General features: G+C 68.8%; 11 protein-coding genes and 1 pseudogene. 4 read left to right on the top strand and 8 right to left on the bottom strand.

Going from position 1 to position 23587, the window contains the following annotated elements; translation table 11 throughout:
* Positions 1–147 precede the first annotated feature (147 nt).
* Positions 148–663 (top strand): annotated as a pseudogene (locus HCA58_RS14785) (transposase); the annotation flags it as partial.
* Between the two features lie 268 nt (positions 664–931).
* Here the strand turns inward: HCA58_RS14785 and HCA58_RS14780 are convergent.
* The gene (locus tag HCA58_RS14780) at positions 932–1447 is read right to left on the bottom strand and encodes a hypothetical protein (protein WP_169598397.1); all 516 of its coding nucleotides are present in this window, start codon (positions 1445–1447) and stop codon (positions 932–934) included.
* A 3-nt stretch (positions 1448–1450) separates the two neighbouring features.
* On the bottom strand, positions 1451–9211 hold the full coding sequence (locus HCA58_RS14775) for a ricin-type beta-trefoil lectin domain protein (RefSeq protein ID WP_169598396.1): 7761 nt from the start codon (positions 9209–9211) through the stop codon (positions 1451–1453).
* A gap of 444 nt (positions 9212–9655) precedes the next feature.
* On the opposite strand from HCA58_RS14775, the gene HCA58_RS14770 reads away from it, so the two are divergent.
* A complete protein-coding gene (locus tag HCA58_RS14770) occupies positions 9656–12829 on the top strand; it encodes a DNRLRE domain-containing protein (protein WP_169598395.1) in 3174 nt (1057 codons plus the stop codon).
* A gap of 45 nt (positions 12830–12874) precedes the next feature.
* Here HCA58_RS14770 and HCA58_RS14765 read toward each other — a convergent pair whose 3' ends face one another.
* On the bottom strand, positions 12875–15436 hold the full coding sequence (locus HCA58_RS14765; protein ID WP_169598394.1) for a M14 family metallopeptidase: 2562 nt from the start codon (positions 15434–15436) through the stop codon (positions 12875–12877).
* A 233-nt stretch (positions 15437–15669) separates the two neighbouring features.
* Between HCA58_RS14765 and HCA58_RS14760 the strand changes: the two genes are divergently transcribed.
* Complete coding sequence (locus tag HCA58_RS14760; RefSeq protein ID WP_169598393.1) at positions 15670–16506, top strand: YhjD/YihY/BrkB family envelope integrity protein; 837 nt, start codon at positions 15670–15672, stop codon at positions 16504–16506.
* A gap of 180 nt (positions 16507–16686) precedes the next feature.
* Here HCA58_RS14760 and HCA58_RS14755 read toward each other — a convergent pair whose 3' ends face one another.
* Entirely contained in the window at positions 16687–18252 is a 1566-nt protein-coding gene (locus HCA58_RS14755; protein WP_169598392.1) for a Rieske 2Fe-2S domain-containing protein, read from the bottom strand.
* A gap of 189 nt (positions 18253–18441) precedes the next feature.
* Between HCA58_RS14755 and HCA58_RS14750 the strand changes: the two genes are divergently transcribed.
* A complete protein-coding gene (locus HCA58_RS14750; protein WP_093401678.1) occupies positions 18442–18663 on the top strand; it encodes a DUF2631 domain-containing protein in 222 nt (73 codons plus the stop codon).
* Positions 18664–18738: 75 nt separating this feature from the next.
* On the opposite strand, the gene HCA58_RS14745 is transcribed toward HCA58_RS14750, so the two are convergent.
* From HCA58_RS14745 to frr, 4 genes are all read right to left on the bottom strand, one after another.
* Entirely contained in the window at positions 18739–19995 is a 1257-nt protein-coding gene (locus HCA58_RS14745) for a DivIVA domain-containing protein (RefSeq protein WP_169598391.1), read from the bottom strand.
* Between the two features lie 31 nt (positions 19996–20026).
* A complete protein-coding gene (rlmN, locus tag HCA58_RS14740) occupies positions 20027–21178 on the bottom strand; it encodes a 23S rRNA (adenine(2503)-C(2))-methyltransferase RlmN (RefSeq protein WP_169598390.1) in 1152 nt (383 codons plus the stop codon).
* A 104-nt stretch (positions 21179–21282) separates the two neighbouring features.
* Complete coding sequence (locus HCA58_RS14735; RefSeq protein WP_169598412.1) at positions 21283–22701, bottom strand: phosphatidate cytidylyltransferase; 1419 nt, start codon at positions 22699–22701, stop codon at positions 21283–21285.
* Positions 22702–22982: 281 nt separating this feature from the next.
* Complete coding sequence (gene frr, locus HCA58_RS14730; protein WP_169598389.1) at positions 22983–23540, bottom strand: ribosome recycling factor; 558 nt, start codon at positions 23538–23540, stop codon at positions 22983–22985.
* Positions 23541–23587: the final 47 nt, after the last annotated feature.

The following is a 23587-nucleotide window of genomic DNA, read 5'->3' as shown; positions in this document are numbered from 1 at the left end:
AACGGGCGCGGTCCTCGATCGATCAAACTTCAGCTTCGACACCTGAATGATCATCGAAAGGCCGCGCCCGGCCTCATACCACCACGATCAGGAGTGTCCACCTAAGACACCCACAACGGGCGATCCGCTACCTTGCCTGAGCCCTGGGGCCTGCCCGAGGTCGTGGCGCAGGTATGGCCCGACACGGTGGTCCAGCGGTGCATCATCCACCTGCTGGACAACACGTTCCGCTACGCCTCCAAGCGTGACTGGGGCGAGGTCGCCCGCGACATCAAGCCGGTCTACACCGCACCGTCGGAACAGGCCGCCCTGGACGCGTTCGCCGAGTTCAGCGACAAGTGGGAGAAGCGCTACCCGGCGATCGTGCGGCTGTGGTCGGACGCCTGGGCGGAGATGGTGCCGTTCCTGCCCTTCGGCACCGAGACCCGTACGGTCGTGTGCACCACCAACGCGATCGAGTCGATCAACGCCCGGCTACGGCGGGCGGCCAACGCCCGCGGCCATCTCCCCAACGAGACGGCCGCGTAGAAATGCTTGTACCTCGCCATCCGCGCGATGGACCCGACCGGACGCGGCCGCACTCGCTGGACCAACCGGTGGAAGGCCGCACTCAACGCCTTCGACATCACCTTCAACCGCCGCGTCAGCGCCGACCGCCGCTAGACCACACCAGACAGACAACTACTCAGAAACCAGTAGTTACACGCGAAACCGGATAGACCCGGTTCGGGGATCGCCGCCGCGCCGCTACGCGGCGCGCCACCGAGTAGGCCACCGCCGCCGAGCACCACCGAAGGCGGCCCATCGACTGATCTGGATGCATACTCGCCGCTTGACGGCAACCCTGACGGCAACCCTGACGCGCAACGACAGACTTGTACTCCACGGCCACTCTGCGTGTTGTTGATCTCCTCCAGGTTCCCCTTGCGAATCAGCCCGGATAGTCGGGTGGGAGCTCTACCTCCGGCCTCCGGACTGCCATGCATACGAGTTCCCCGGATTCCGAGATCGCGAATTTGGTGTCACCCGAACCCACAAACCAAGACGCCTGCGAGTCACCAAATTGCAGGAAGACGTTGTCGCCCTGAGTCGACCACGCAAGGTGCTGAGGAATGGACACATCACGCTTGGCCGGCTCCACATAGTCCGGGGCAACGCGCCATTCCCACATCTCTCGATCAAGGACCACGGTCCCAAGATTCTTCGAATCTTCGGGCACTGGGAAACGTTGCGCGGCTTCTGGCGGAGCCTCAATTACGACAAGCTCCACAAGGGCTCCCGAACGTTCGTCTACCCTCATTTCTACGTACCCACCATCGTGCCCTTGGATGTAGAGATTCAAGAGCCCCGAACGCCCTTCGAGCTGCCAGTTCACCATTAGTGGAATCCAGGGGTCCGCCTGAATTTGTGCCGCCGCGCACGGCGAGTGGCCAACAACCTTAATCATTCGTCATCCCACCATTCGCGCGTGAACAAGAGCCGGCAACATGCCTGCCTGACGAGGAGCGCCGAACTTCAGCTCCCATCCGCCGACGTTTAGGAGCTTGTCATAGGTGAGGCCGCCGCGGCCAGCTTCACCCACCGCCGCCTGAAGGCTACGAAGGTTTTGCTGGGTGCCCAGTCCAACCATTTCTGGGCTCGCACCTCTGCTGGTCATATTCTCAGCGTACTCGGCGATGTGCTTGCTTGCATTTCCGTGCACCCAAACCTTGGTATCACCGGCAGCCAACTCGAAGGACTTCGGCATTCCACCGGTGCCCGGAATCTCTGGCTGGGTGCCCTTGATGTCGCCCCATACGGTCCCACCGCAGTTGTGGACCAGCACAGGCGTGGTGCCGGCCATCACATAGTACGTGTGGGTGTTGGCGACGGTGAGGTTGTGGACGGTGGCGCGGGGGACGTTCCAGCGGTCGATGGCGGTGATCTGGACGTAGGTGCCGGCGCTGGTTTGGAGCCACTGGCCGGGCTGGAGGTCGGTGGCGTCGATCCACTCGCCCAGCTCGGGTACCCAGAACGGGTGGCCGTCGGTGGCGGTGACCTCGGCGGTCTCCGATCCTTGGTCGCCGTCGGTGTCGATGACGACCTTCACCAAATGCTTGACGCCGTCGCCGGTGATCGTGGCGGTGACCGTGTCCACCTCGGTACGGCCGGTCTCCGGATCGGTGACCACCACCGTGTCGCCCGGCTTGACGTCCTCGATCGCCTTGGTCGAGCCGTCGGCCATGAGCACCCTCGTGCCCGGCACGAAGCTGTTGCTGGGGCGCTCACAGGATCCACCACCCGACGAACCGCCATTGTTGCCGCTGGAGCCGCCGTTACTGCGGTTGGAGGCACCGGAAGAACCGCCCGGCTTCGAGTCGCCCTTACCGCCGCCACCGCCGCCCCTACCACCGCCGCCCTTGCCGCCGGAGGCTGCCGACGAGCCCTTCGGGTTGGACTTGGCCTGAGCTTCCTTCTGCGGGCCGTTACCCGTCTTCTTCGCCGACTGCGTCGCCTTGTGGCTCGTCGAGTTGACCTTGTCGGCGGCCTTCTTCTTCGCCAACTGGGCGGCCTTCTTCGCCCGCTCGATGGCCAGCTTCTTCGCCTGCAACGCAGCGGCCTCCGCTGCCCGCGCCGCCGCCAACACCATCTCGGCGGCCCGTTTCGCCGCCTGCCATGCCTGGATCGCGTTGATCGTCCGGTTGACCGCCCGGATGACCGACGGAATCTTGGCGACCTTCGTCCAGGGAATCGCGTTGAGGATGACGCTGCCACACGCCCACATGTCACCGCCGAAGCAGCTCACAGCATCGTTGATGCCGATGAACTCCTTCAGGATGTACCACGCCGAATCCAGGATCACCGACATCAACGACCGGCCCATGTTGGCCTGCGCCTGCGCCACCATCGCCGACGACAAACCCGCACCGGCCAGCGCCGCCGCCGTCTCCGACGCGGTCAACGCCACCGACAGACCCGACGGATCAGAGTGGGTGACCGGGTTGTTGTGGGCGTACGTGAAGCCGATGTTCTGCACCGGGTCGGTCAGGTCCAGCACCGGGTCAGCGGAGAGGAACCGACCCACCTGCGGGTCGTACAGCCGGGCACCCAACGGTACGAAGCCGGAGGTGTCGTCGCGGACCGCACCGAGGAAGCCCCGGTTGGTCTGGAGGTTGGCCGGTGTGTCGGCGATCCGCTGGTTGCCGAACGGATCCTGCTTACGGATCCGGGTCTGCATACCGTCGGCGAGGGCCACCTCAGCGGACGGGCTGCCCTGATGGTCGCTGGCGACGGCCACCAGGTTGGATCCGGTGCTGGCGCCGTACGCGTACCGCGTCACCATCCCGTCCGGCGTGGCGTAGCTGCGCTGCGTGTTGAGCAGCATCCCGCCGCTCTGCACCGAGACCTGGGCGTCGCCAAGGTCGAGGGTTGCGTGCTGACCCTGGATCTTCAGCAGGCGGGTGCCGCCCGGCCCGTAGATGTGCCGCGTCTCGTCCTGCGCCTCCCACACCTGCGCAGGAACGGCAGCGGCGCAGGCGGCAAGCACGATCGGCGTGGCGTTCGCGATGTTGCCGCCCTGCACCGCCAGGCACAGGCCGGAGGCCGGATGCTTCAACTGCCCCGTCGACAGCCGCTCCACCTGCTGCGCCGTCGTACCGTCACACCGTTGCAGGCGCAACGCCGACCCGGCGGTGGTGCCAGCCGGCTGGGCGCACCAGGAGTCGAATATCGACAGGGTACCCACGTTAGCGTTGGTCTGCTCCGGTGCCGGGACGAACGCCCACTTCTGCGCGATCGTCGCGTTACACGTGTACAGCTGGATGGGTCGGTTCGGTTCGGCCAGGCTGGAACTCAGATCCAGACACTTGCTCGCCAGACCCACATACGCGGTGCGGCCCTTGGTGCCCGCGCCGGTGATCCGCTCGACCTGGCCGTCGTACGTCCAGGACAGCGTCTGCTGGTCGCCGTTGCGGGTGGAGGTGACCGCCTTCGTCTCGCCGGTCAGCTCGTACAGCCGTTTCGCCTCGGAGACGATGGCCGCGCCCTGCGGCGTGGTGTAGGTCTTGGTGACGGCGTCGAGGGTGCGCGGCTGGTCGCCCTCCTCGGTGCCGTAGCCGTACCCGTAGGTGGTCTCGATCGGGCCGGTTGAGGTGCGGCCGGTCAGGTCCCGCTCGACCAGCCTGGTGCGGTTGCCGAGCAGGTCGTACTCGTACTCCTGCCAGTACCCGGTGCCGTCGACTCCCGCCGCCGCGTTCGGTGCCGTCGCGGTGCCCGGACCGGCGCCGCACGACGCCTGGTCGTCGGCGGTCCAGGCGTTGCGGAGCTGGCCGAGCGGGTCGTAGGTGAAGCACTGCCGCTCGGCGATGGTGGTGGCGTGTTCGCGGATCGAGGTGACGTTGCCGGCGTCGTCGTAGCCGTAGGAACGGTTCGAGACGAGGTGGTTGCCGGTGACCTCGCGGAACACCTGCTGCCGGGTGAGGGCGCCGCTGGCGTCGTCGTACGAGGCCATGGTCCACACCCGGTACGGGTACGCGCCCAGGGTGGAGCGCAACACCTGCCCGTACGGCGAGTAGATCGTCTCGGAGCCGTACCAGTCCTTGCCGGACACCGACAGCGGCAGGCCGTCCCTCGTGTAGCGGAACAGCAGCTTCTCGCTGGGTAGCGACCCGACCGCCGGCAGCGTCGCCGACTCGGTCAGACCGGTGTCGGTGTAGGTGTAGTCGTATCGGTACTCCCGGTTCAGGCCCCAGGTGGTGGCGATCGACTCCGGTAGCGTCAGCGTGGTCGACGTCGGCTGATAGTCCTCGGTGTACCCACCGACCGACTGGGTGTACGGCAGACCGTCGGTGTACCGGGTCGCCGTCGCCGGCAGACCCTTACCGCCGGCCACCGTGTCGTAGGTGTACTGGGCCAGCAGTTCACCGCCGCTGCCACCGAGCCGCTGCTGGGTGGGGCGGGACAACTCGTCGTACCCGTTCCACAGCGTCACACCCCGGGCGTTGGTGGTGGTGAGCGGCCGGTCCCGGTGGTCGTACGTCATGGTGGTGGCGCCGGTGTCCGGGTCGGTGGTCCGGGTCAGCCGGCCGCGCTGGTCGTACGTCCACGTCCACGGGACAGGGCTCGCCGAGTGGGTGGCCTCGGCGAGCTGCCCGCGCGCGTCGTACTCGTAGCGCATCGAGGTGAAGTCGGTGCGGGCGGCGTCGCGGAAGGTGTCGACCCGCGTGGTGCGGCCGAGACCGTCGGTGTGGAGGCGGTACGAGGCCGCGCCCGCCGGGTTGATGACGGTGGAGTGGTCGAGACCGTAGCTGTACCGGGTGGCACGGCTCGGGTATTCCGTGCCGTTGAGCAGTGGTAGTTCCTCGACCACCCGGCCAAGCCCGTCGTAGGTGTAGCGGGTGGCGTTGGGCACCACCGTGTCCGACTCGGGGGTGAAGAGCTGACCGATCGGCGAGCCCTCGGCGACGTAAGCGTTGTTGGTCTGCCAGACCTCGCCGGCCGAGTTGTAGAGCGTGTCGGTGATCAGTCGACCGCCGCCGGTCGCCTCCACCTGGGACTGCCGCTCACGGCCGAGCCCATCGTAGATGGTCACCGAGGTTTGGATACGGTCGTCGTGGCCCCGGGCGAAGGTGGTGACGTACGGCGGCTTGCGGATGCTTTCGCCGGGGTTCTCCGGGTCGGGCGCGATCGCCGGTAGGGCGTACTCGGCCCGGAAGTCGGGCACCAGGGCCGGCGACGGGGTACGCCCCGCGCCCCACGCCTCGACCAGGCGGCCGAGCGCATCGTATTCGGCGTGGCTGACCTGGTTGTTCGGGTCGGTGGTCCTGAGGGTGACCGCACGACCCGGGTCCAGATCCCGGGTCTGCTTGTGCCCGAGGGAGTTCTCCTCGCTGACCGCGTATGCCTGCCCGCTGGCCGGGGTGTAGGTGATCCGGGAGACGTTGTTGTCCGGGTCGGTACGGGTCAGTACCCGGCCGACGGCGTCGAAGGTGGTGGTGCCGTCGTTCTGGAAGCCGGAACCGTCTGCCTTCAACGACCAGGTCTGGGTGGCCAGGCCCCGGGTGGTGCTCGGCAGGGCCGTGCCGTAGGCGGCGCCGTCGTAGCCGACCCGCCCGGCGGAGGAGAGCGTCGTCAGGTCGTCGAAGTCGGCGGCCGCACAGGTCGTCGGGCTGCTGCGGATCTGCCTGGTGAGGCCGATGAGGTTCTTGTCGGTGCGGTGCGTGTACTCGACGAGGGTGCACGACTCGTCACCGGACTTGCCGGTGTCGCCAAGTGATTCGATCCGCTCCGGCAGGCCGTGACTGCTCTCGTAGGTGGTCCTGGTCTCGACCGTGCGCATCGTACGGGTGTCGTCGCCGGTTCCGGAGGACCGGGCCACCGCCTTCTGCCGCGTGTCGGTGACCCGCCACGCCTTCAACGGGTCGAGCCCGTCGTCCCGGTCGCGGGAGGCGAGTTCGGTCGCCGTGGGGTAGGTGACGCTGCGGGTGAGCCAGTTGGCGTCCGGGTCGCTGGCCTTGGCGTACGTCAACTCCTCGGCGACCCGGCCGGCGAACGGCTGCCGGTCCTTGGCGATCTCCTCGCCGCTGCCAACGTTGTCCTGCACGGACACGTTGTCGCCCATGCCCCGGAAGTAACGGGTGACCGACTTGGTCTGCTCACTGCCCAGTTCCGCGGTGGCTGGCCCGGTGAGGACGGTGACCTGCTCGAAGCCGGCGAACTGGGAGTACGTGCGGCGGGACTTCTTGCTGAATTCCGGTTCGGCGAGCCGCCAGCCAGCGTTGTCGTACGAGTACCTGGTAAGGGTGGACGAGGCGGCGCCGTCGATGGCGGGCAGTTCCTCGACGGACTCCACCACATACTTGTGGAACCAGTCGATGACGTCGTCCTTGGCCGGATCCGGGTGCCAGAAGTTGGGGTAGCAGAGCCGGGTGTTGGCCTTCAGCTCGGCGGTGTCGTTCTTGCCGGGCAGACCGGATCCGGTGGCGCAGGAACCGGTGGGTGTCTTGTAGCTGACGACGGTCTCACCGCCGTACTCGTTGATCACCCGCGCGACGCGTAGCCGGGAGAAGCTGGGACGGTTGTCGTTACGCACCCGGTTGGGCATGTCCTGCGGGTTGTGGGCGAACCGCACCGGGTTGAGCGCGACCTTGTCACCGTCGACGCCGTACCCGGTCCGCTGGATCGACTCCAGCCAGAGGGCGGTGTTCGGGCCGGTCAGCAGAGTCGGGAAGGACTGGGTGAGCTGGTACTCGTCCACCTTCTGCAGAGCGGTGGAGCCGCTGCGCCGCTGCGCGAAAGTGGTGATCTTGTCGAGGCGTTTGCGGGTGAAGAACGACGGTGAGGAGTTCCAACACTTCCGGCCCGCGATGCAGTTCAGGTCGGCCGGGGTGTCGTACCAGATGCGGTAGTCGTGCGGGATCTGACTGTTGAAGTTCGACTCGGAGCAGGTCTGGGAGCCCTCGGCGAAGCAGCGCTCCGCCACGTCGAAGCTGACCCGGGCCAGCGGTGCGGCGCCGTAGACGCTGGTGCTGCGCTGCCCGTAGTCGATGCGGGTCAGGTAGCCGCCACGGTCGTACTTCACCGGGGACTTGAAGTTGAAGTTCCGCGCGTAGCGGTTCTCCTCCTTGGCCCACCACAGGCTCATCACGTTGCCGTGGATGTCCTCGACGTAGTCCAGCGACCACCGCCACGCCTGGGTGCAGGCCGAGTCGGCCCAGTCGCCGGCCTGGTAGCAGTCCTCACCGGAGTGGTTACCGTAGACCGGTGCGGTCAGCACCGAGTTGGTGACCGGCTGACCGGCGGTCCAGCCGGGCAGGCGGTGCCGGCCGAAATGGTAGCGGGTGCCGTCCCTGGTGGTGACGACCCAGTACTCACCGTCGGCGTCGCCGTTGTCCAGGCTGGTGTCCTTGAGCAGCTGCACCTTGGAACCGTCACCGTTGGCGGTGGTCCATGTTCCGCTGCTGTCGTCCCGGACCAGCTCGGTGGTCATCCCGCCGAGGGAGAGGGTGGCGTTCTTCGACCCCCAGCAGAGGTCCGCGGTCCGGTGGTCGCTGTTGTTGGAGCCGGGCTTCTTCGAGTCCTGCCGGCAGTTGACGTAGGTGCGGGTGATGGCGCCGGCCGCGTAGTCCCAGCCGTCGCCGATCCAGGAAGCCTGGTTGTTGGTGGCCGAGGTGCGCCCGTCCACTGACTGCGACGAGTACGACAGCGCCACCTTCGGCATCAGGCCGCCAGCGGTCTCGGGCACCTGCACCTGGTACGAGTAGGTGAAGGCGCCGGACGAGGAACCCGCCGCCCAGGAGCCGGAGAACAGCAGCGGGGTGGCGGTGAAGTCGCCGGAGGCCGAAGCGCCAGTGTCGAGTACCCCGACGACGTTGGCGCCGGTAGCGCTGGACTGGGCCCCGATGGCCGATCGGCTGGCTACCGCGCCGCCGGTTCCGACAAGTGAGCCGACGGGCACGCTGCCGGTGACGATCCGGCGGTCGCTGGCCCCCTGGTTGACGCCCGTGATCGCGGCGCTGCGGGCGGACGCGCCGGCGACCGGGAGGATTTCCACCTCGCTGGAGACGGCCTGGCCGGTGACTCCGGCCGGGTCGGTCGACTCGACGCCTGAGCTGCCGTCGGCGCAGTCACCCCCGTCCGGATTGTCGAAGACGCAGTCCGGCAGCAGCACGACGCCGAACCGGTCAGCGGCCTGCGGGCCGTAGAAGTCAGCGAAAGGGGTGTAGTCGACGCTGAGAGCCACCTCGGCCGTCGGGTCGGCGGTGGCCGGTGGAGTGATTTTCATGATCAGGCCGGAGACCCCGGCGTCGTGCGACGCCTCCGGGGCGGCCAGGTCCACCGCCCAGGTGCCGGCGAGGGCGGCCGGGTCACCGCCTTCCGGTACGCCGAGAGCGACCGGCAGGTCGTCGACCGGCAACGCGTCACCGGCGGCGACACCGGTGAGGTCCACCGTTCCGCTGCCCTCGTCCCAGGCGTCGACCGCCGAGGGCTCGTACAGATCGAGCGGTTCCGGCTCGTCGGTGAGCAGGTCGGTCACCGCCTGCTCGTCGGGCGCGATCTGCTCCACCTCCGGAATCTCCGGAAGGTCGATCGTGCCCCTGCTCATGCCCGGGGCCGGTATCGCGAAGGCCGGCGCGGGCAGCGCCGTCACCGTCATGGTCATGGACAGCGCCAGGATGAACGCCGTCCGGGCGGGACGCCCCCGCCGTCGGGCGGGCAAACCGGTACCAGGCATGCGCGTCGACTCCCACCCAGGCGTGTAGACGAAGGATGTTTCGCGGGCTAACCGCGAGGACCCGTGCCCGATCGGCACGTGCGTGAGCACTCTCCGTCAGGGCAGGTTGGACCTCAAGGTCACTTAGCGTGATGCCTCAGCCATTGATGTGATGCCGGGCACTGCCCAGATGGCGCAAAAGACACTTGCGATACCAAGGAAGGCAAGTCCGTTTATTCGTTAATACCTGACAAGCAGTACCGGCAAATCCTCCCACACAAGATCCAATTCCGGGCGTATCGGTCACTGATCAGAAAGTAAACATCACGAACAGATAACGTTCACGGGATAGACGAACCGCCCTGGTGCCGTGCGATCGTGTGCCCGCGGTTCTACCCCTCGGCCCCGCCGGTGGGGCGAATCCGCGCCCTTCCCTGTCCGCCCGGCCCACGGGAGTAGACCGCCGTGACAGCGCCTCGCCTACTCAGCCCGTTCGTGCGTACGCGTACCCGGCTGATCTGCACCACGGGTTTCCTGCTGGTCGCCGTCATCGCCACGTCTCTGCCCTGGTGGCCGGGAATTCACCAGGCCGGCGACGGGGTGCCGGAAGCCGCCACCGAGGCCACACCGGCGTCGACACCGCCACGCGACGAGGCGACCGCGATGGCCGAGGCGCTCCGCACGGGCACCGAGGTGCTCGTCGAGACCGCCACCACGGCCACCTCGCTCACCTGGGCACAACCGGCTGGGCAGTGGCGCACCACCACCCACGCCATCGCGCAGCGGGCCAGGAACGCCACCGGGCAGTGGGCACCGATCGACCTCACCCTGACCCACGATGCCGATTCACCGGACAACCTCGGCATCCGCCCGGTCAACCCGCCCAGCCCGGTCCGGTTCTCCGGCGGCCCGACGCGGCCCGACGCCCCGACGTCCGCTGGCCCGTCCGCCCAGTCGATGCGCCTGGTCGCCAACACCCGCGCCGAAGGGGACACCCCCCTCGCCGAAGTCGAGATCGACGGCCACACCCTCACCTACCTGTGGCCCGGCCCGCTGCCGGAGCCGGTGCTCGACGGTCCGCGCCTGCTCTACCCCGAGGTCCGGCCCGGCGTCGATCTGCTACTGGTCGCCCGGGACGAAGGCGGATTCGGGCAGCTGCTGATCGTCAAGAACCGGGACAGCGCCACCATCGAGTCGGTCCGGTCCCTCACCTACGGCCTGCAGTCACCGACGGCGCTCTTCCGCCACGACCAGGAGACCGGCGGTGTGCAGGTCCTCGACGCGGTGAGCCAGGCCGAGATCAGCTCGATGCCCACCCCCTTCGCTTGGGACTCCGCCGGCCAGGACCCGACGTCGCCCCAGCCTGCCCTGCGTACCGCCGTCGCCACCACCACCGACGTACTACGCCTGTCCGGTCTGCAAGGGGTCGAGGCGGGTGCCCGGCACGCCCCGATGCCTGTCAGCCTCGACGGTGACGGTAGCGGGGACGTACGACTACACCTGGACGTCGCCGCCACCGGCCTGCTCACCGACGCGGACGCGTTGTTCCCGCTCTTCCTCGACCCGACGCTGCGCAGCGGCACACTGGCCTGGGCGACGGTCTACAAACAGCACCCCAGCACCAACACCTGGAACGGCACCAACTTCAACTCCGGCAGCACCGACGCCCGGGTCGGTCACGAACAGCAGACTCCGTTGACCGCCCGCTCGTTCTGGCGCATGGGCTTCACCAGCAGCTTGAAGGGCGCGACCGTCAAATCGGCCAGTTTCAAGGTACTCAACAACCATTCCTGGAGCTGCACCGCGCGTCAGATGGAACTGTGGCGCACCGGCTCGATCTCCTCCGCCACCACCTGGAAGAAGCAGCCGAGCTGGGTCGAGGTGCAGCAGAGGAAGTCGTTCGCCCACGGCTACGGAAGCAGTTGCGCCGACGACTACGTCAGCTTCGACGTGAAGAAGATCGCCCAGAACGGCGCCGACGGCGGCTGGTCGAACGTCACCCTCGGCATGCATGCGACCAGCGAGAACGACACACTGACCTGGCGCAGGTTCAAGGTCAGCAGCACCGAACTGGAGGTCGTCTACAACACGCCGCCACGGGAACCGACGGGCGGCAAGAGCACGCCCGGCGGCACCTGCGTGCCCGGCCCCGGCAGCGGTGTCACAGTCGCCAGGACCAATCTGACGCTGTACGCCAAGGCCACCGACCCCGACGACAACCTGGCGTCGCTGCGCTTCCGCTTCTGGAAGACCGGCTCGACCGTCCCGCCGGGCACTCTGGTCACCGCTCGCAGCGATGGCAGCGCGGAACTCCTGGTGCCGTCCAGCAGCCTGGAGGACAAGACCACCTACTCCTGGGACGTACGCGCCGAGGACGAATCAGATGCCTCGTCGAGCTACTACCCGCCCGGCACCGAACCCTGCCAACTGACCATCGACGCCTCGGCGCCGCCCGCACCCACCGTGACGAGTGAGGTGTTCCCGGAGGCCACCCCCGACGGTGCGACCTGGGCAAGCGTGTCGTTCGGCGGAACCGGTGCGATCACCTTCAGCGCCACGGGCGCGACCCGGTTCACCTACGCCTTCGAGGCCATCAACGCCCAGTCCGTGAATGCCGTCGACGGCGCCGCCATGGTGCCGGACCTGGCACCACGGCACGCCGGTCCCACGACCCTGCACGTGTACGCCTACGACGCGGTCGGCAACCGCAGCGGCCGCACCGACTACACGTTTTTCGTGCCGCCACGCGACGAGGCCGACGGTCCAGCTGACACGACCGGCGACCAGCTGCCCGACATGCTGATCGTCGACGGTGACGGCCACCTGCGGACCTACGTCGGTGATGCCGGTGGCGAACTGAACGACCACCTCGCCGCCTCGTACACCGGCAAAGGCGAACAGAACCCGCCCGGACACTGGTACGACCCGGCCACCGGTAAGGCGGCGCTGATCACCAAGCACTCCGACACCTACCCGGGCGACGGGCTGACCGACCTGTTCGCCCGCACCCCGGACGGCGGATTCTGGCTCTACCCCGGTGACGGCCACGGCAGCTTCAACGTGGACGATCGGCTGCGGGTCATGCTTCCGCCGAACACGCCGAACCCGTCAGCCTGGACCCAGATCGAGGCCCTCGGCGACATCACCGGCGACAAGCGGCCGGACCTGGCCCTACGTTCCGGTACGGAGTTCTGGGTGCTGTCCGGCTACACCGGGGCGGCTTTCCAGGAAGCCACCCTGATGAACAGCAACGCCTGGGCCCGCCGGGAAATCCTCAACATCACCGACTTCGACCGGGACGGCACGCCCGACCTGCTCTGGCGCAACATGGACGCCGGCACGCTCTACGTCCGGCACGGGTTGCCCGGCACGGTGGCCGACAGCGTGACCCTGGAATCGCTGAAGCTCGCGGTCAACTCCCGTGACGGTGACGTCCGAATCGGCACGGGCTGGACGGAGGCGGCCTACGACGCCGTCGTAGGCATTCCCGACGTCAGCGCCGACGGGATACCGGACCTCTGGACCCGGTCCGGCACCGACGGCAGCATCCGACTGCACCGGCCCTCCCTCACCGACATCGACGCGTCGGCGCAGGTGGTCCTGTCGTCGAACTACACCTCCATCCGGGCCTTCGGTTGACGCGTCTGCCAGCGGACGTGACCCAAGCCGGTCAGGCGAGGTCGGTTACTGCCAGAGGGCGTTGGCGACCTGCGGGAACAGGCCCTCAGGGTGGGCGCGGAAGAGCGGCTCGGTGCCGAACAGGGTCACCGTTGCCCCCTTCGCCTCGCCGCTCACCACCACCGGCTGGCCGGCGGCGTCCTCCTGGCCGCTCCAGTGACCGGCCTGGAAGAAGCCCTCCCCGGCGAGGCGCTGATCGACGCGCACGCCGCTGCCGACCCTGGTGAAGTACTGCGGTGCGTACACGAAGGAGGTGGGCAGCGCCCAACCGGTGACCGGTGAGGCCGGATCGTTGCGCACCGAGACGGTGCCGTTGGCGTCGCTGCGGCCCGCGGTGGCCGTCACGTCGAGCAGCCCGGCGCGGTCGTTGAACTGCACACCGGCGGCACCACGCCCGACCACGGTGCCGCCGTCGGCCAGCCACGCCTCGAACGCGACCGCTCGGATGCCGTCCAGACCCAGCGGGTCGAACGCGGTCGTGGAGACGAACAGCGCGTCGACGTCGTCGAAGGACAGCGCGCCGGTGTTGAACGCGGTATGTGTCACCGCCACCGGATCGAAACCCATCTGCCGCAGGGCGTGGATCTCGCCCGCGTTCGCCGCGACACCGAGCCGGGTCGGCGCGACCGGCGTGGCCCGGCGTACCTGCGCCGGGGTGAGTCGCATGAAGTCGACACCGTAGGTTTCGGCGATCGGTCGGACGACCGCCGGGTCGCCAGGAACGACGAAGGTCCCGTCGGGGGTACGCGTCACCTTCACCCCGTCGGCGTGCAGTTCGTTCACCGCCCGGATGCCGGCCACCGAGTCCACCACGAGCCCGTGGTGCGTCGCCCGGCCGGACGGGACCGAACCGGTCGCCTGCACCTGTGTCACCGGGCGCAGGGCCCTGCCGTCGAGACCGACGTCGCGGGTCACCGACCGTACGGTCGCACCCCAGAGCTGACCGTGGCTCCAGGCCGAAATGTCGTACATCGTGGGGAAGTCACCCGTCACGTCCCGTCCCACGTCCAGCAGGGCACTGGCCAGCCCCCGTTTGCTCTGCCGCATGTCGACCACATAGGAGCCGCGCTCGTACCTGACCCCGGCCAGGGTGAACGGCCGGGACGCCTGGTGCACGGCCACGTCGTTGTCGAGCAGGAACTGAACCAGCCGGGCCGCCGCGGTGTCGCTGCGCTGACCGGGCCCGGCCGGGACGACGTACGCCCTGGGGAAGCTCTGCGGCTGTGTCCTGGCGTTGTCGCCGGCCGCCAGGGTCAGGGCGAGCGGGTCGTCGACCGGTCGGGTCGGCTCGCCGGCCACGCCGCGTCGAAACCATTCGAGCTGGTCGACCAGGAGCGCCTTGGTGTTCTCACTGGCGTAGCCGAGATTGCCCCGGATGCTCGCCACCGCGACGGCGGTGTTGATCCGGGTACGCTCGTGCCGCTCGGCCTCGGTGAGCGAGCCACGAGGATTCAGAGGCAGCTCGACGGTGTGGCCGACGGTGCCGTGATACATGGCGTACATCGGGGTGAAGATCGGCGGCCAGTCGTCCCAGCCGTCCGTCCACTCCCGGAACGGGATCACGGTACGCCGGCCGCCGTCGGTGTCCGCGCAGCTGGCGCGCTGCTCTCCGGTGGCGAGGACAGCCTGCTCCATGGCCAGCGCGTTACGCAACGCGTGCCTGATGTAGAGGTCGTACTCGTAGTTGTCGCCGTGCGGGCCGGTGGCCGGCTCGATGAGCGTGCAAGTGACGTACCCGTGGATGTCGAGCATGGTCAGCGGGCTGTAGCGGACCAGTTGGGCCCGTACCGCCCGGACCTCCGGCTGTGACGCGGTGATGTGGTCCCGGTTCATGTCGAAGCCGTTGGCGTTGGCCCGGGTGGCGGCGACCCGCCCGTCCGGGTTGTTCGTGACGACGAAAGCGATCACATGCCGGTCGAGCAGTCGCCGGATCGACGGATCGTCGGAGAAAGCCAGGTCGTGGAGGACCTGAAGGCTGGCGTCGGTGCCTTCCCACTCGTTGCCGTGGATGTTGTTGTTGACGAACAGTGGCGTACGCCAGCGGTCGTACCCGCCCGCCCGTGCCTTGGCCAACGCCGCACGCGGATCACTGAACCGCAGGTCGGACAGTCGCTGCCAGGTGCGCCACTCGGCGTCCCGCATCGGCGCGGTCGCCACCACCAGATGCAGATCGCGGCCGAGCACGGACCGGCCGATGACTTCGACACTGATCCGCTCGCTGCGCTGAAGGTCGCGTAGGGCCGCCGGGATGTCGTGGTAGGCGATGAGGTTCATCGGGATGGCGGCGTCGTCAGGGTCGACCGGCACGTCCCGGATGATGTCGTTGCGCGGCTTCCCGGGCAGCTTCGTCGACGGTGCCGGCTGGTGCGGCTCGCCGCCCCGGGCGGTCGCGGAAAGTGCCTGCGAGCCGGAATTGGGATGGAAGGGCAGGTCGGTGTCGGCCGGGCCACGGGGTGACTGCACCGTGGCACCGGGGGTCGCCGGGGCCGCGGGTGCCGCGCTGGGCGCGACGGTCGTCCCGAGAAGGAGTACGGCGGCGAGCGGGGCTACCAGTCGACGAATGTTCACGCACTTACCTCGATTCGCGGGCACGGCACCCGGACGGCGACTCGTGATCGCCAGCGCCGTTACCGGCAGTTCTACCAACGACGGTCTTCGAAGTCGATAGCCGACGGGTGGTTGCCGTCCCGTCGGCGGTCACGGTCGCCGATTCTGGTGCAGGTCCCGACCGTCCGAGTGGGGTCACCGGTCCATCGCCGACGCGACGGTTGCCGAGTCCGATGGCGGGGAAGTGAGGTGCGGTGGGCGGTGCATGGGAGCGGACGAAAAGGATCACCCGGGGGGCTTTCCGCCCGGTCCGTGGTCGGGACCTGTCGCTGCACGCCGCCGCGATCACCTTCTACGGGGCGATCGCCGTGGTGCCGGTGGCCCTGCTGGCGATCTGGTTGACGAGCCTGCTGACGGGAGCGTCGCAGGTGCGCCGGCTCACCGGGTACGCCGTGGAGACGCTGCCGGACGCGATCGGAGCGCCACAGGCGGTGGCCGCGCTCGTCGACGCCGGGGTGGAGCTGACGCCGTGGTTGGCGTTGGCCGCCCTGTTACCAGCCTCGCTGTACGGGGAGGGGCTGCGGCGGGCCTTCGTCTCGGTCGCCGCGCCCCGTTCCGACGAGCACCTGATCGGCTGGCGGGGCCGGTTGCTGCTGCTGCCGCTGCTGGCACCGGCCCCGGCGCTGCTGCTGTCGATCCTGCTGGCCCTGCCGACCACCACCGAGTTGGTCCGACAGGGTGGCTGGGCCGGCGCGCTCGGCGTGGTGCTCTCCTTCCTCGCCGTCTGGCTGGTGCTCACGCCGGTGCTGGTGTGGGTGTTCCGGGTGGTCGGCCCGGCCTCACCGGACTGGCTCTCCACGCTGGGCATGGGCTCCTTCACCGCGGCCAACCTTTCCGGTTTCCTGCACGGTTTCGTGCTTTTCGCCTCGCTGCCGCTCGACCTGGGCGTGCCCTTCGGCGGGTTGAACGAGGTGGGCTCCGCCGTGGCGATCCTGCTCTGGCTCTACCTGTTTCACGTGATCGTGCTGGCCGGCTACTCCGCCACCCTGGCCCTCGCGTCCTGGCGCCTTCGCCGGACACCACGCGGATGACGTGTGTTGATCATCAGGTTCTCCCCCGTCGGCGCCTCCGCCGACAAGGCGTCGCAGGCCGAACTGGCCGCGTTGCCCGAGGACCTCGCCCCGGCCTGGCTCGCCGAGCCGCGCCGGCCACAACGCCGCCCAACGCATCCTCGCCGACCTCGGTCGCTGACCGCCGACGGCGGTGCAAGGTCAACTCGCTGCCGGCGGATCCTCGCCGACCCGGTGGGCGCGGACCTTGTGACCCACGCTGGTCAGGCAGCGCCCACTGGGCAGGTCGAAACGCCAGCCGTGCAGCTGGCAGGTGAGCTGGTCACCGTCGACGATGCCGAAGCGGCTCAGGTCAGCTTTCAGGTGCGGGCAGCGCCGCTGCACCACCCAGTCACCGATGGTGATGTCCTCCGCGTCGACGGCCCGCTCATGCTCGTCGTACCAGCCCTCGGCGTACTGGAGACGCTCCGTGGAAAGGCACTTGAAGAAGGCGTACACGAACTCGTTGTACTGCCCGATCCGGGCGGCCGAGAAGCGGCAGGAAAGGAAAAGCGAGTTGACCCAGTCAACCTCGCCGATGTGCAGCAGGTGCTCCACCAACGCCCGTTCGGTACGGAACCGGTACCGGACCTTCTCGTCGGCGTACGGTCGGACCTGCTTTTCGGGGAAGTCCACCACGATCGACTCGATGCTGTCGCCGTCGTAGCCGACCAGGTCGAAGCGGACCGGACCGCCGACCCCCTTCGCCAGGTAGATCGACTCGTCGAGCAGTGGTTCGACGCGCCGCTTCAGCTCCTTGAGCACGTCCACCTCGGGATGCCGCCAGGACGCCTTCTCCGCCTCGATGATCGGCCGTTTGCGTTCGCGCATCTCCTCCAGGTGGGCGACCTTGTTGGCGAAGAACTCCTCGACCGGCACCGGATGCGTGGTCGTCGCGCCGGTGGTGGTGATCTCGCTGACGCTGCCGGGCAACAACACGATGCCGTTGGTGCCGCCGACCTTGGCGTACTCGGTGAGGAAGACCGACTGGTCGGGGAAGATGTTCCCCTCGTCGCCGAAGATGTCGTTGAACTGCCACAGCTCGTCGTCGAGGAAACACGGCGGGCCGGCGATCGGGAAGACATGGTCGGCTTTGAGGTCGTCGATGTAGCGCCAGGTGCGGTCGAACTGCCGGTCCCGCTTCTGCTTGCCGAACGCGGTCTTCGCCGCGTTCGGCAACTCGTACACCATCGGATACCAGATCGCGCCGGAGAACTGGAGCAGGTGCGCGTGGACGTGGCCCAGCTCGGCGAAGGTACTCAGGTCGGTCGGTCGGGCGTCGTTCTGGTTGAGCAGCCGAACACCGTCGTACTCCACCCAGAGCGAGGAGTCACCGATCGGACCGTCGGTCGGGCTGGTCAACGCCTGGATCATCACCTTCAGGCCGCCGTCCAGCTCGACGACCTCCTCGTTGCGGGTCTTCAGGAACCTCGTGAAGCCCAGCTCGCGGAACTCGTCCTCCATCTCCGAGGTGGGAAACTCGGGCAGTAGGACCGTGGCCTTCTTCGACACGTACCGCTTCAGGTGGGCCGCGTCGAAGTGGTCCCGGTGCAGGTGGGAGACGTACAGGTAGTCGACGTCACCGAGGGCCTCCCAGTCGAGCCGGGAGTTGTCGGGGAAGGGAAACCAGGAGGCGAAGTAGGCCGGATTGACCCACGGGTCGCACAGGATGCTGCCCGCGGCCGTGTCGATCCGCATGCTCGCGTGCCCCGTACCGGTCACTCGCACCGCAGTTCCCCCTCAAAAGACAATCAAAGGTGTACGCCCCAGAACGCTACCGGAGGCTGTCCGGTCCCCGCCCCGCGACGCCGGTAGTGTCCTTCCACCACCGGAGCGGAGCCCATCGCCCCTGGCCGGCAACCTGCGTAGGGGACGTGCCAGACTAGCCGGAGATCCGTTCGCGAGGAAGGACCGACAGTGGCAGGCAGCGAGCCGGTAACGTCGCCAGACCAGCACAAGCCCGGGCACCGCAAGGCCGGGCGGATCGGCGCGGTACTCACCGCGTTCGCGCTGCTGGCCATGCTCTGCGGCAACCACGAGGGCCGGGTCGAGAACCTGTGGCTGATCGGTCTGGCCGCGCTGCTGCTGCTCATCGTGATCGGCGACGTGGTGCTGCGCCGCAACGGCCTGCGCTCCTGACGGTTCCGGCGACCCGCGACAATGCGAACGGGCCCGCTCGGGTCTACCGAGGCGGGCCCGTTCGGGTGAAGCCTGTCAGCGGCCGAAGAGGATGTCCTGCACGTTCTTCAGCGCGGCGTCGACCTCGGCCTCGAAGTAGCCGCCCTGCACCAGCCCGAAACGCAGCGTGTCCAGTTCCTTCGGGTTGACCGGCATCTGGTTGCGCCCAGCCATCCCGCCCAGCAGCGACTCGAAGAACCGGTCCACCTGGTCCGGGTCGTACCCGCTACCGAAGCGGCGGACCTGGAAGCTGCGACGGATCTGGTCGACCCGGTAGAGGTCGCTGCCGGGTGGACCAGCCATCGGAGGCCCGCCCAACGAGGGCCCCGCCATTGCCGGGGGCTCACCCATCGCAGGCCCGCCGAGTGCCTGCTGCGGTGGACCGGCAGGTCCCGCCGCGCCACGCCGTGGATCCCGGTCCGGCAGCCTGATCTCGGCCGTCATATCGGGGCGGCCGTGCCGGCCTGCCTCGAAACCGTCGAAGCGCTGCCCGTCGGGAGGGCCGTAGCCGCCACCCGGGCCGTCCGGCGGGCCATAACCACCGGGCCCGTCCGGCGGACCGTAGTCACCCGGCCCTTCCGGCCGACCATAGCCAGCCGGCCCGTCCGGCCGACCGTAACCAGCCGGCCCGTCCGGCGGGCCATAGTTACCGGGCCCGTCCGGTGGGCCATAGCCACCCGGGCCGTCCGGCGGACCGTAACCACCGGGCCCGTCCGGCGGACCGTAACCACCCGGGCCTGCTGGTAGACCACGCGGCGGAGGCCCGCCGTGGCCCATCGCGCCGGGAGGCCCCATCTGCGCACCCGGACCCATCGGGGCGGCAGCGCCCCGCGAGCCGTCATACCCCCCCCGGCCAGCGTTGTCGTAACCACCGGCGAAGGCACCCGTCGGCTCGTCGTAGCGGCCGTAGGGCGGCCCGGCCTGCGCCGGCATCGCCCGAGGCGGCATCGGCGGCTGCGGCACCGGGGACATGCCGCGGTCGTCCCGCGTCCCAGGACCCATCCGGTCCGACGGGCCCGGCCGGACATCGCCGCGGCTGGCCCCGCCGCTCCGCTCCTCCAACTCCGCCAACTGCCGTTCGACCCGGTCGAGATGCAGGTCAACCTGCCACTCGTCGTAGCCGTTGAAGCGAACCCGGAAGACGACGTCATGAACCTCCTGCGCAGCCACCGACGCTCCGACCGGCTGCCCGGCGAGCGTCGCCTCGACCCGGTCCAGAAAGGCGTCCACCTCGTCAACCTTGTATCCCCGGCGGAGCGCCTTACGCCGGAAACGCTGACCCTGACTCGCCACTATGTCTCCTGGTCTCGTTCGCCACGCCCGGTCATGCCGTCATCTCCCCGGCCGGGTCGGTGCCACTGTCCTCCGCGGCGGCCAGCTGCCCGCACGCCCCGTCGATCTCGCGACCTCGGGTGTCCCGCACCGTGGCGGACACCCCGGCATCACGCAACCGCCGGACGAACTCCCGCTCCACCGGCTTCGGGCTGGCATCCCAGCGGCTGCCCGGAGTCGGGTTCAGCGGGATCAGGTTCACGTGGGCCAACTTGCCGGCCAGCAGCCGACCGAGCAGGTCAGCTCGCCACGGCTGATCGTTCACGTCCTTGATCATCGCGTACTCGATCGACACACGACGGCCCGTACGGGCCGCGTAGGCCCAGGCTGCGTCCAGCACCTCGCACACCTTCCAGCGCTGGTTGACCGGCACGAGTTCGTCGCGCAGCTCATCATCGGGGGCATGCAGCGACAACGCAAGAGTCACGGAGAGGTCTTCGCTGGCCAGTCGGTGGATGGCCGGCACCAGCCCGACCGTGGAAACGGTGATGTGACGCTGCGACAGGCCGAGCCCCTCGGGCGCCGGCGCGACGAGGCGGCGGATCGCGTCGACCACCCGATTGTAGTTCGCCAGCGGCTCCCCCATACCCATGAAAACCACGTGGGACAGCCTCGGTGGCGACCCCACGACCGCACCGGAGGCCGCCACGCCCGCCAGGTAAACCGCCTGGTCGACGATCTCGGCGGTGGAGAGGTTACGGGTCAGACCGGCCTGGCCGGTCGCGCAGAACGGGCACGCCATGCCGCATCCGGCCTGGCTGGAGATGCAGACAGTCACCCGGTCCGGGTAGCCCATCAGTACGCTTTCCACCAACGAGCCGTCGTGTAGCCGCCACAGCGCCTTACGGGTCGCTCCGTCGTCGCAGGCCAGCTCGCGGACCGGGGTGAGCAGCCGGGGCAGCAGCTGGTCGGCGAGGCGTTCACGGGACGCCGCCGGCAGGTCGGTCATCAGAGCAGGGTCGCGTACCAGCCGGGCGAAGTAGTGGGTGGAGACCTGCCGGGCGCGGAACGCCGCCTCGCCCAGCTTCTCGACCAGGTCCTTCCGACCGGCGAGGTCCAGGTCAGCAAGGTGTTGTGGTGGCATCGCCGCCCGGCGCGCACCCGGCGCGTCCGGGTCGGCCGGCATCAGGGGAAGACTCGTCATAGCACGTCCAGTCTGGCACGCCCGCTCGGTGGCGCACCCCCGCAGAGGTGCCGCGTCCGCTCCGGTCCCGTCCGCGTACCGGTCCCGCCTGCGTGGGCCATGCCTCAGTTCACCGCCGGAACGAAGACCACGAGCAGCAGGTACGCGGTCGGCACCGCGAACAGAACAGAGTCGAGCCGGTCCATCAGGCCACCGTGACCGGGCAGCAGGTTACTCATGTCCTTCACGCCGAGATCCCGTTTGATCATCGACTCGGCGAGGTCACCGAGAACCGCCGCGCCCGACACCGCCACGCCGAACACAGCCCCCCACCACGGCGCCACGTCGAACACCAGCCAGAGCAGCACCGCACTGCCGAGCGCCGCCGCGCCGACCGAGCCGGCGAAGCCCTCCCAGGACTTCTTCGGGCTGATCGTCGGAGCCATCGGATGCTTACCGAAGTTGGCACCGGCCGCGTACCCGCCGGTGTCGGAGAGCACCACCGCGACAAGTGTCACCAGCACCCGCAGGGCACCGTCACCGGGAGACGACGCGAGCAGGGCGGCGAAGCCACCCAGGAACGGCACGTACACCGAGATCAGGGTCGCTGCGGTCAGGTCACGCTGGAGGTTGGCCGTACCGTCGCCGAGCCGCCAGACCAGGGTGCCCGCCACCGTGACGAGCAGGCCGAGCAGCAGTGCGTCCAGCCCGGCGAACCAAGCCAGGGTGACCGTGAGGACCCCACCGGCGACCAGCGGAACCAGCGGCACCTGGGCACCCCCGCGGCGCACCGCGCGGGACATCTCCCAGATACCGACACCGAACGCGGCGGCGAGCACCAGCAGGAACGCCGGGGTGTAGAGGAACAGGGGCAGCAGGACCAGGGCGCCCAGCCCCACCCCGACCGCGATGGCCGCCGGCAGGTTCCGCCCGGCCTGGCTCCCGTTCTGCCGGGTGGCGGGCCGGCCGGCACCGGCCCGACGCCGGCCACGGTGCCGGCGGCCCGACCCGTCACCCTCGTCGGGCGACGGCGGTTCGGAACCGGTGTTCCCGGCAGGAACGGCCGCGAGCTGGGTGGTGGGGGCGTCGTCGTGATCCCGCACCGGCGCGATCAGTGCGGTGGGCGCGTCGTCGTGATCCCGCACCGGCGCGATCTGCGCGGTCGGGGCATCGTCGTGGTCCAGGTCGCGGGCACCGTTGCGCCCGTGAACCTGGTCCCAGCCGGCGGGTCTGGACCCGTTCCGGCTGTCCTGGGCAGCCCGGTCGTAGCCACGCCGGTCAAACCGATCCGAATCGGCGTCGTGCGGCGCGTCGAACCCGGCGCCGGCCGGTCCGCCCCGATCATCGGGGCGCTGGGCGAAGGGACGCTCGGACTGCGGGCCGGGACGGGTGAGCGGGTCAGCGTACAACTCCGCACCGGGCTGCGGGCCACGACCCCACGTGCCGGGTTGCACGTCCGGGTCCGGCCAGGGCAACGCGGTGGGCCGATCCGGGCGATGCCAGTCACGGGCCTCGGCGCCGCCGTAGGGGTCGAGGTGGGACATCACGCACCAGAGGAAAGCAGTACGAGATCCACCACTTGACGCACAGCCACTACCATCCCCTACCCGCGCGAGGCGCTCCGTCTGATATGCCGGCCTGTCGGCTGACCGATCCCCACCGTTCACCGTCGGGTCACCGGGAATCGTGCCGAGCCTACTGCACCCACCCGCTTGCAAGGGCGTACCGGGTGCCCGCTCCCGCAGCCTCGACCATGAAGTTGTCACCACGCCACGCCGGTAGCGACGGCAACAACTTCATGATCGGAAAAGTGGTGACCTCGCCGTCAGACTTCCAGGAGTTCGGACTCCTTGTGCTTGACCAGATCCTCGACGTGTGACACGTAGCGCTGGGTCAGGTCGTCCAGTTCCTTCTCCGCGCGACGCCCCTCGTCCTCACCGACCTCGCCGTCCTTGACCAGCCGGTCCAGCTCCTCCTTGCCCTTACGGCGGATGTTACGGATGGCGACCTTCGCCTCCTCACCCTTGTGCCGGGCAACCTTGATCATGTCGCGGCGGCGTTCCTCGGTCATCTGCGGGAGCAGGATGCGCAGCTGGTTACCCTCGTTGTTCGGGTTGACCCCGAGGTCCGAGTCGCGGATTGCCTTCTCCATCGCGTTGATCTGCGAGTTGTCGTACGGCTTGATGATGGCCATCCGCGGCTCCGGAACGGCCACCGACGCCATCTGCGTCAGCGGGGTCGGGCTGCCGTAGTAGTCGATGATGACCTTGGAGAACATGGCCGGAGTCGCGCGACCGGTACGGATGGCACCGAACTCCTCCTTGGCGTGCTCGACCGCACGCTCCATCTTCTCCTCGGCCTCGAGGAGGGTGTCGTCGATCACCGGTCTCCTCGCCTCCTTCTTGTGCTCGTCGTGGGCTTGTCGGGTCA

Origin of the sequence: Micromonospora sp. HNM0581 (assembly GCF_012726175.1) — a bacterium.
Classification (GTDB): domain Bacteria; phylum Actinomycetota; class Actinomycetes; order Mycobacteriales; family Micromonosporaceae; genus Micromonospora.
Note: the sequence above shows the minus strand (reverse complement) of the source record. Positions and strands in the feature narration are given on the sequence as shown.

Bases quoted from the DNA above. Each gene is read 5' to 3' on its own strand.
- HCA58_RS14780 (WP_169598397.1), bottom strand. From the start codon at position 1,447: ATGATTAAGGTTGTTGGCCACTCGCCGTGCGCGGCGGCACAAATTCAG.
- rlmN (WP_169598390.1), bottom strand. From the start codon at position 21,178: ATGACGAGTCTTCCCCTGATGCCGGCCGACCCGGACGCGCCGGGTGCG.
- HCA58_RS14735 (WP_169598412.1), bottom strand. From the start codon at position 22,701: ATGTCCCACCTCGACCCCTACGGCGGCGCCGAGGCCCGTGACTGGCAT.
- HCA58_RS14775 (WP_169598396.1), bottom strand. From the start codon at position 9,211: ATGCCTGGTACCGGTTTGCCCGCCCGACGGCGGGGGCGTCCCGCCCGG.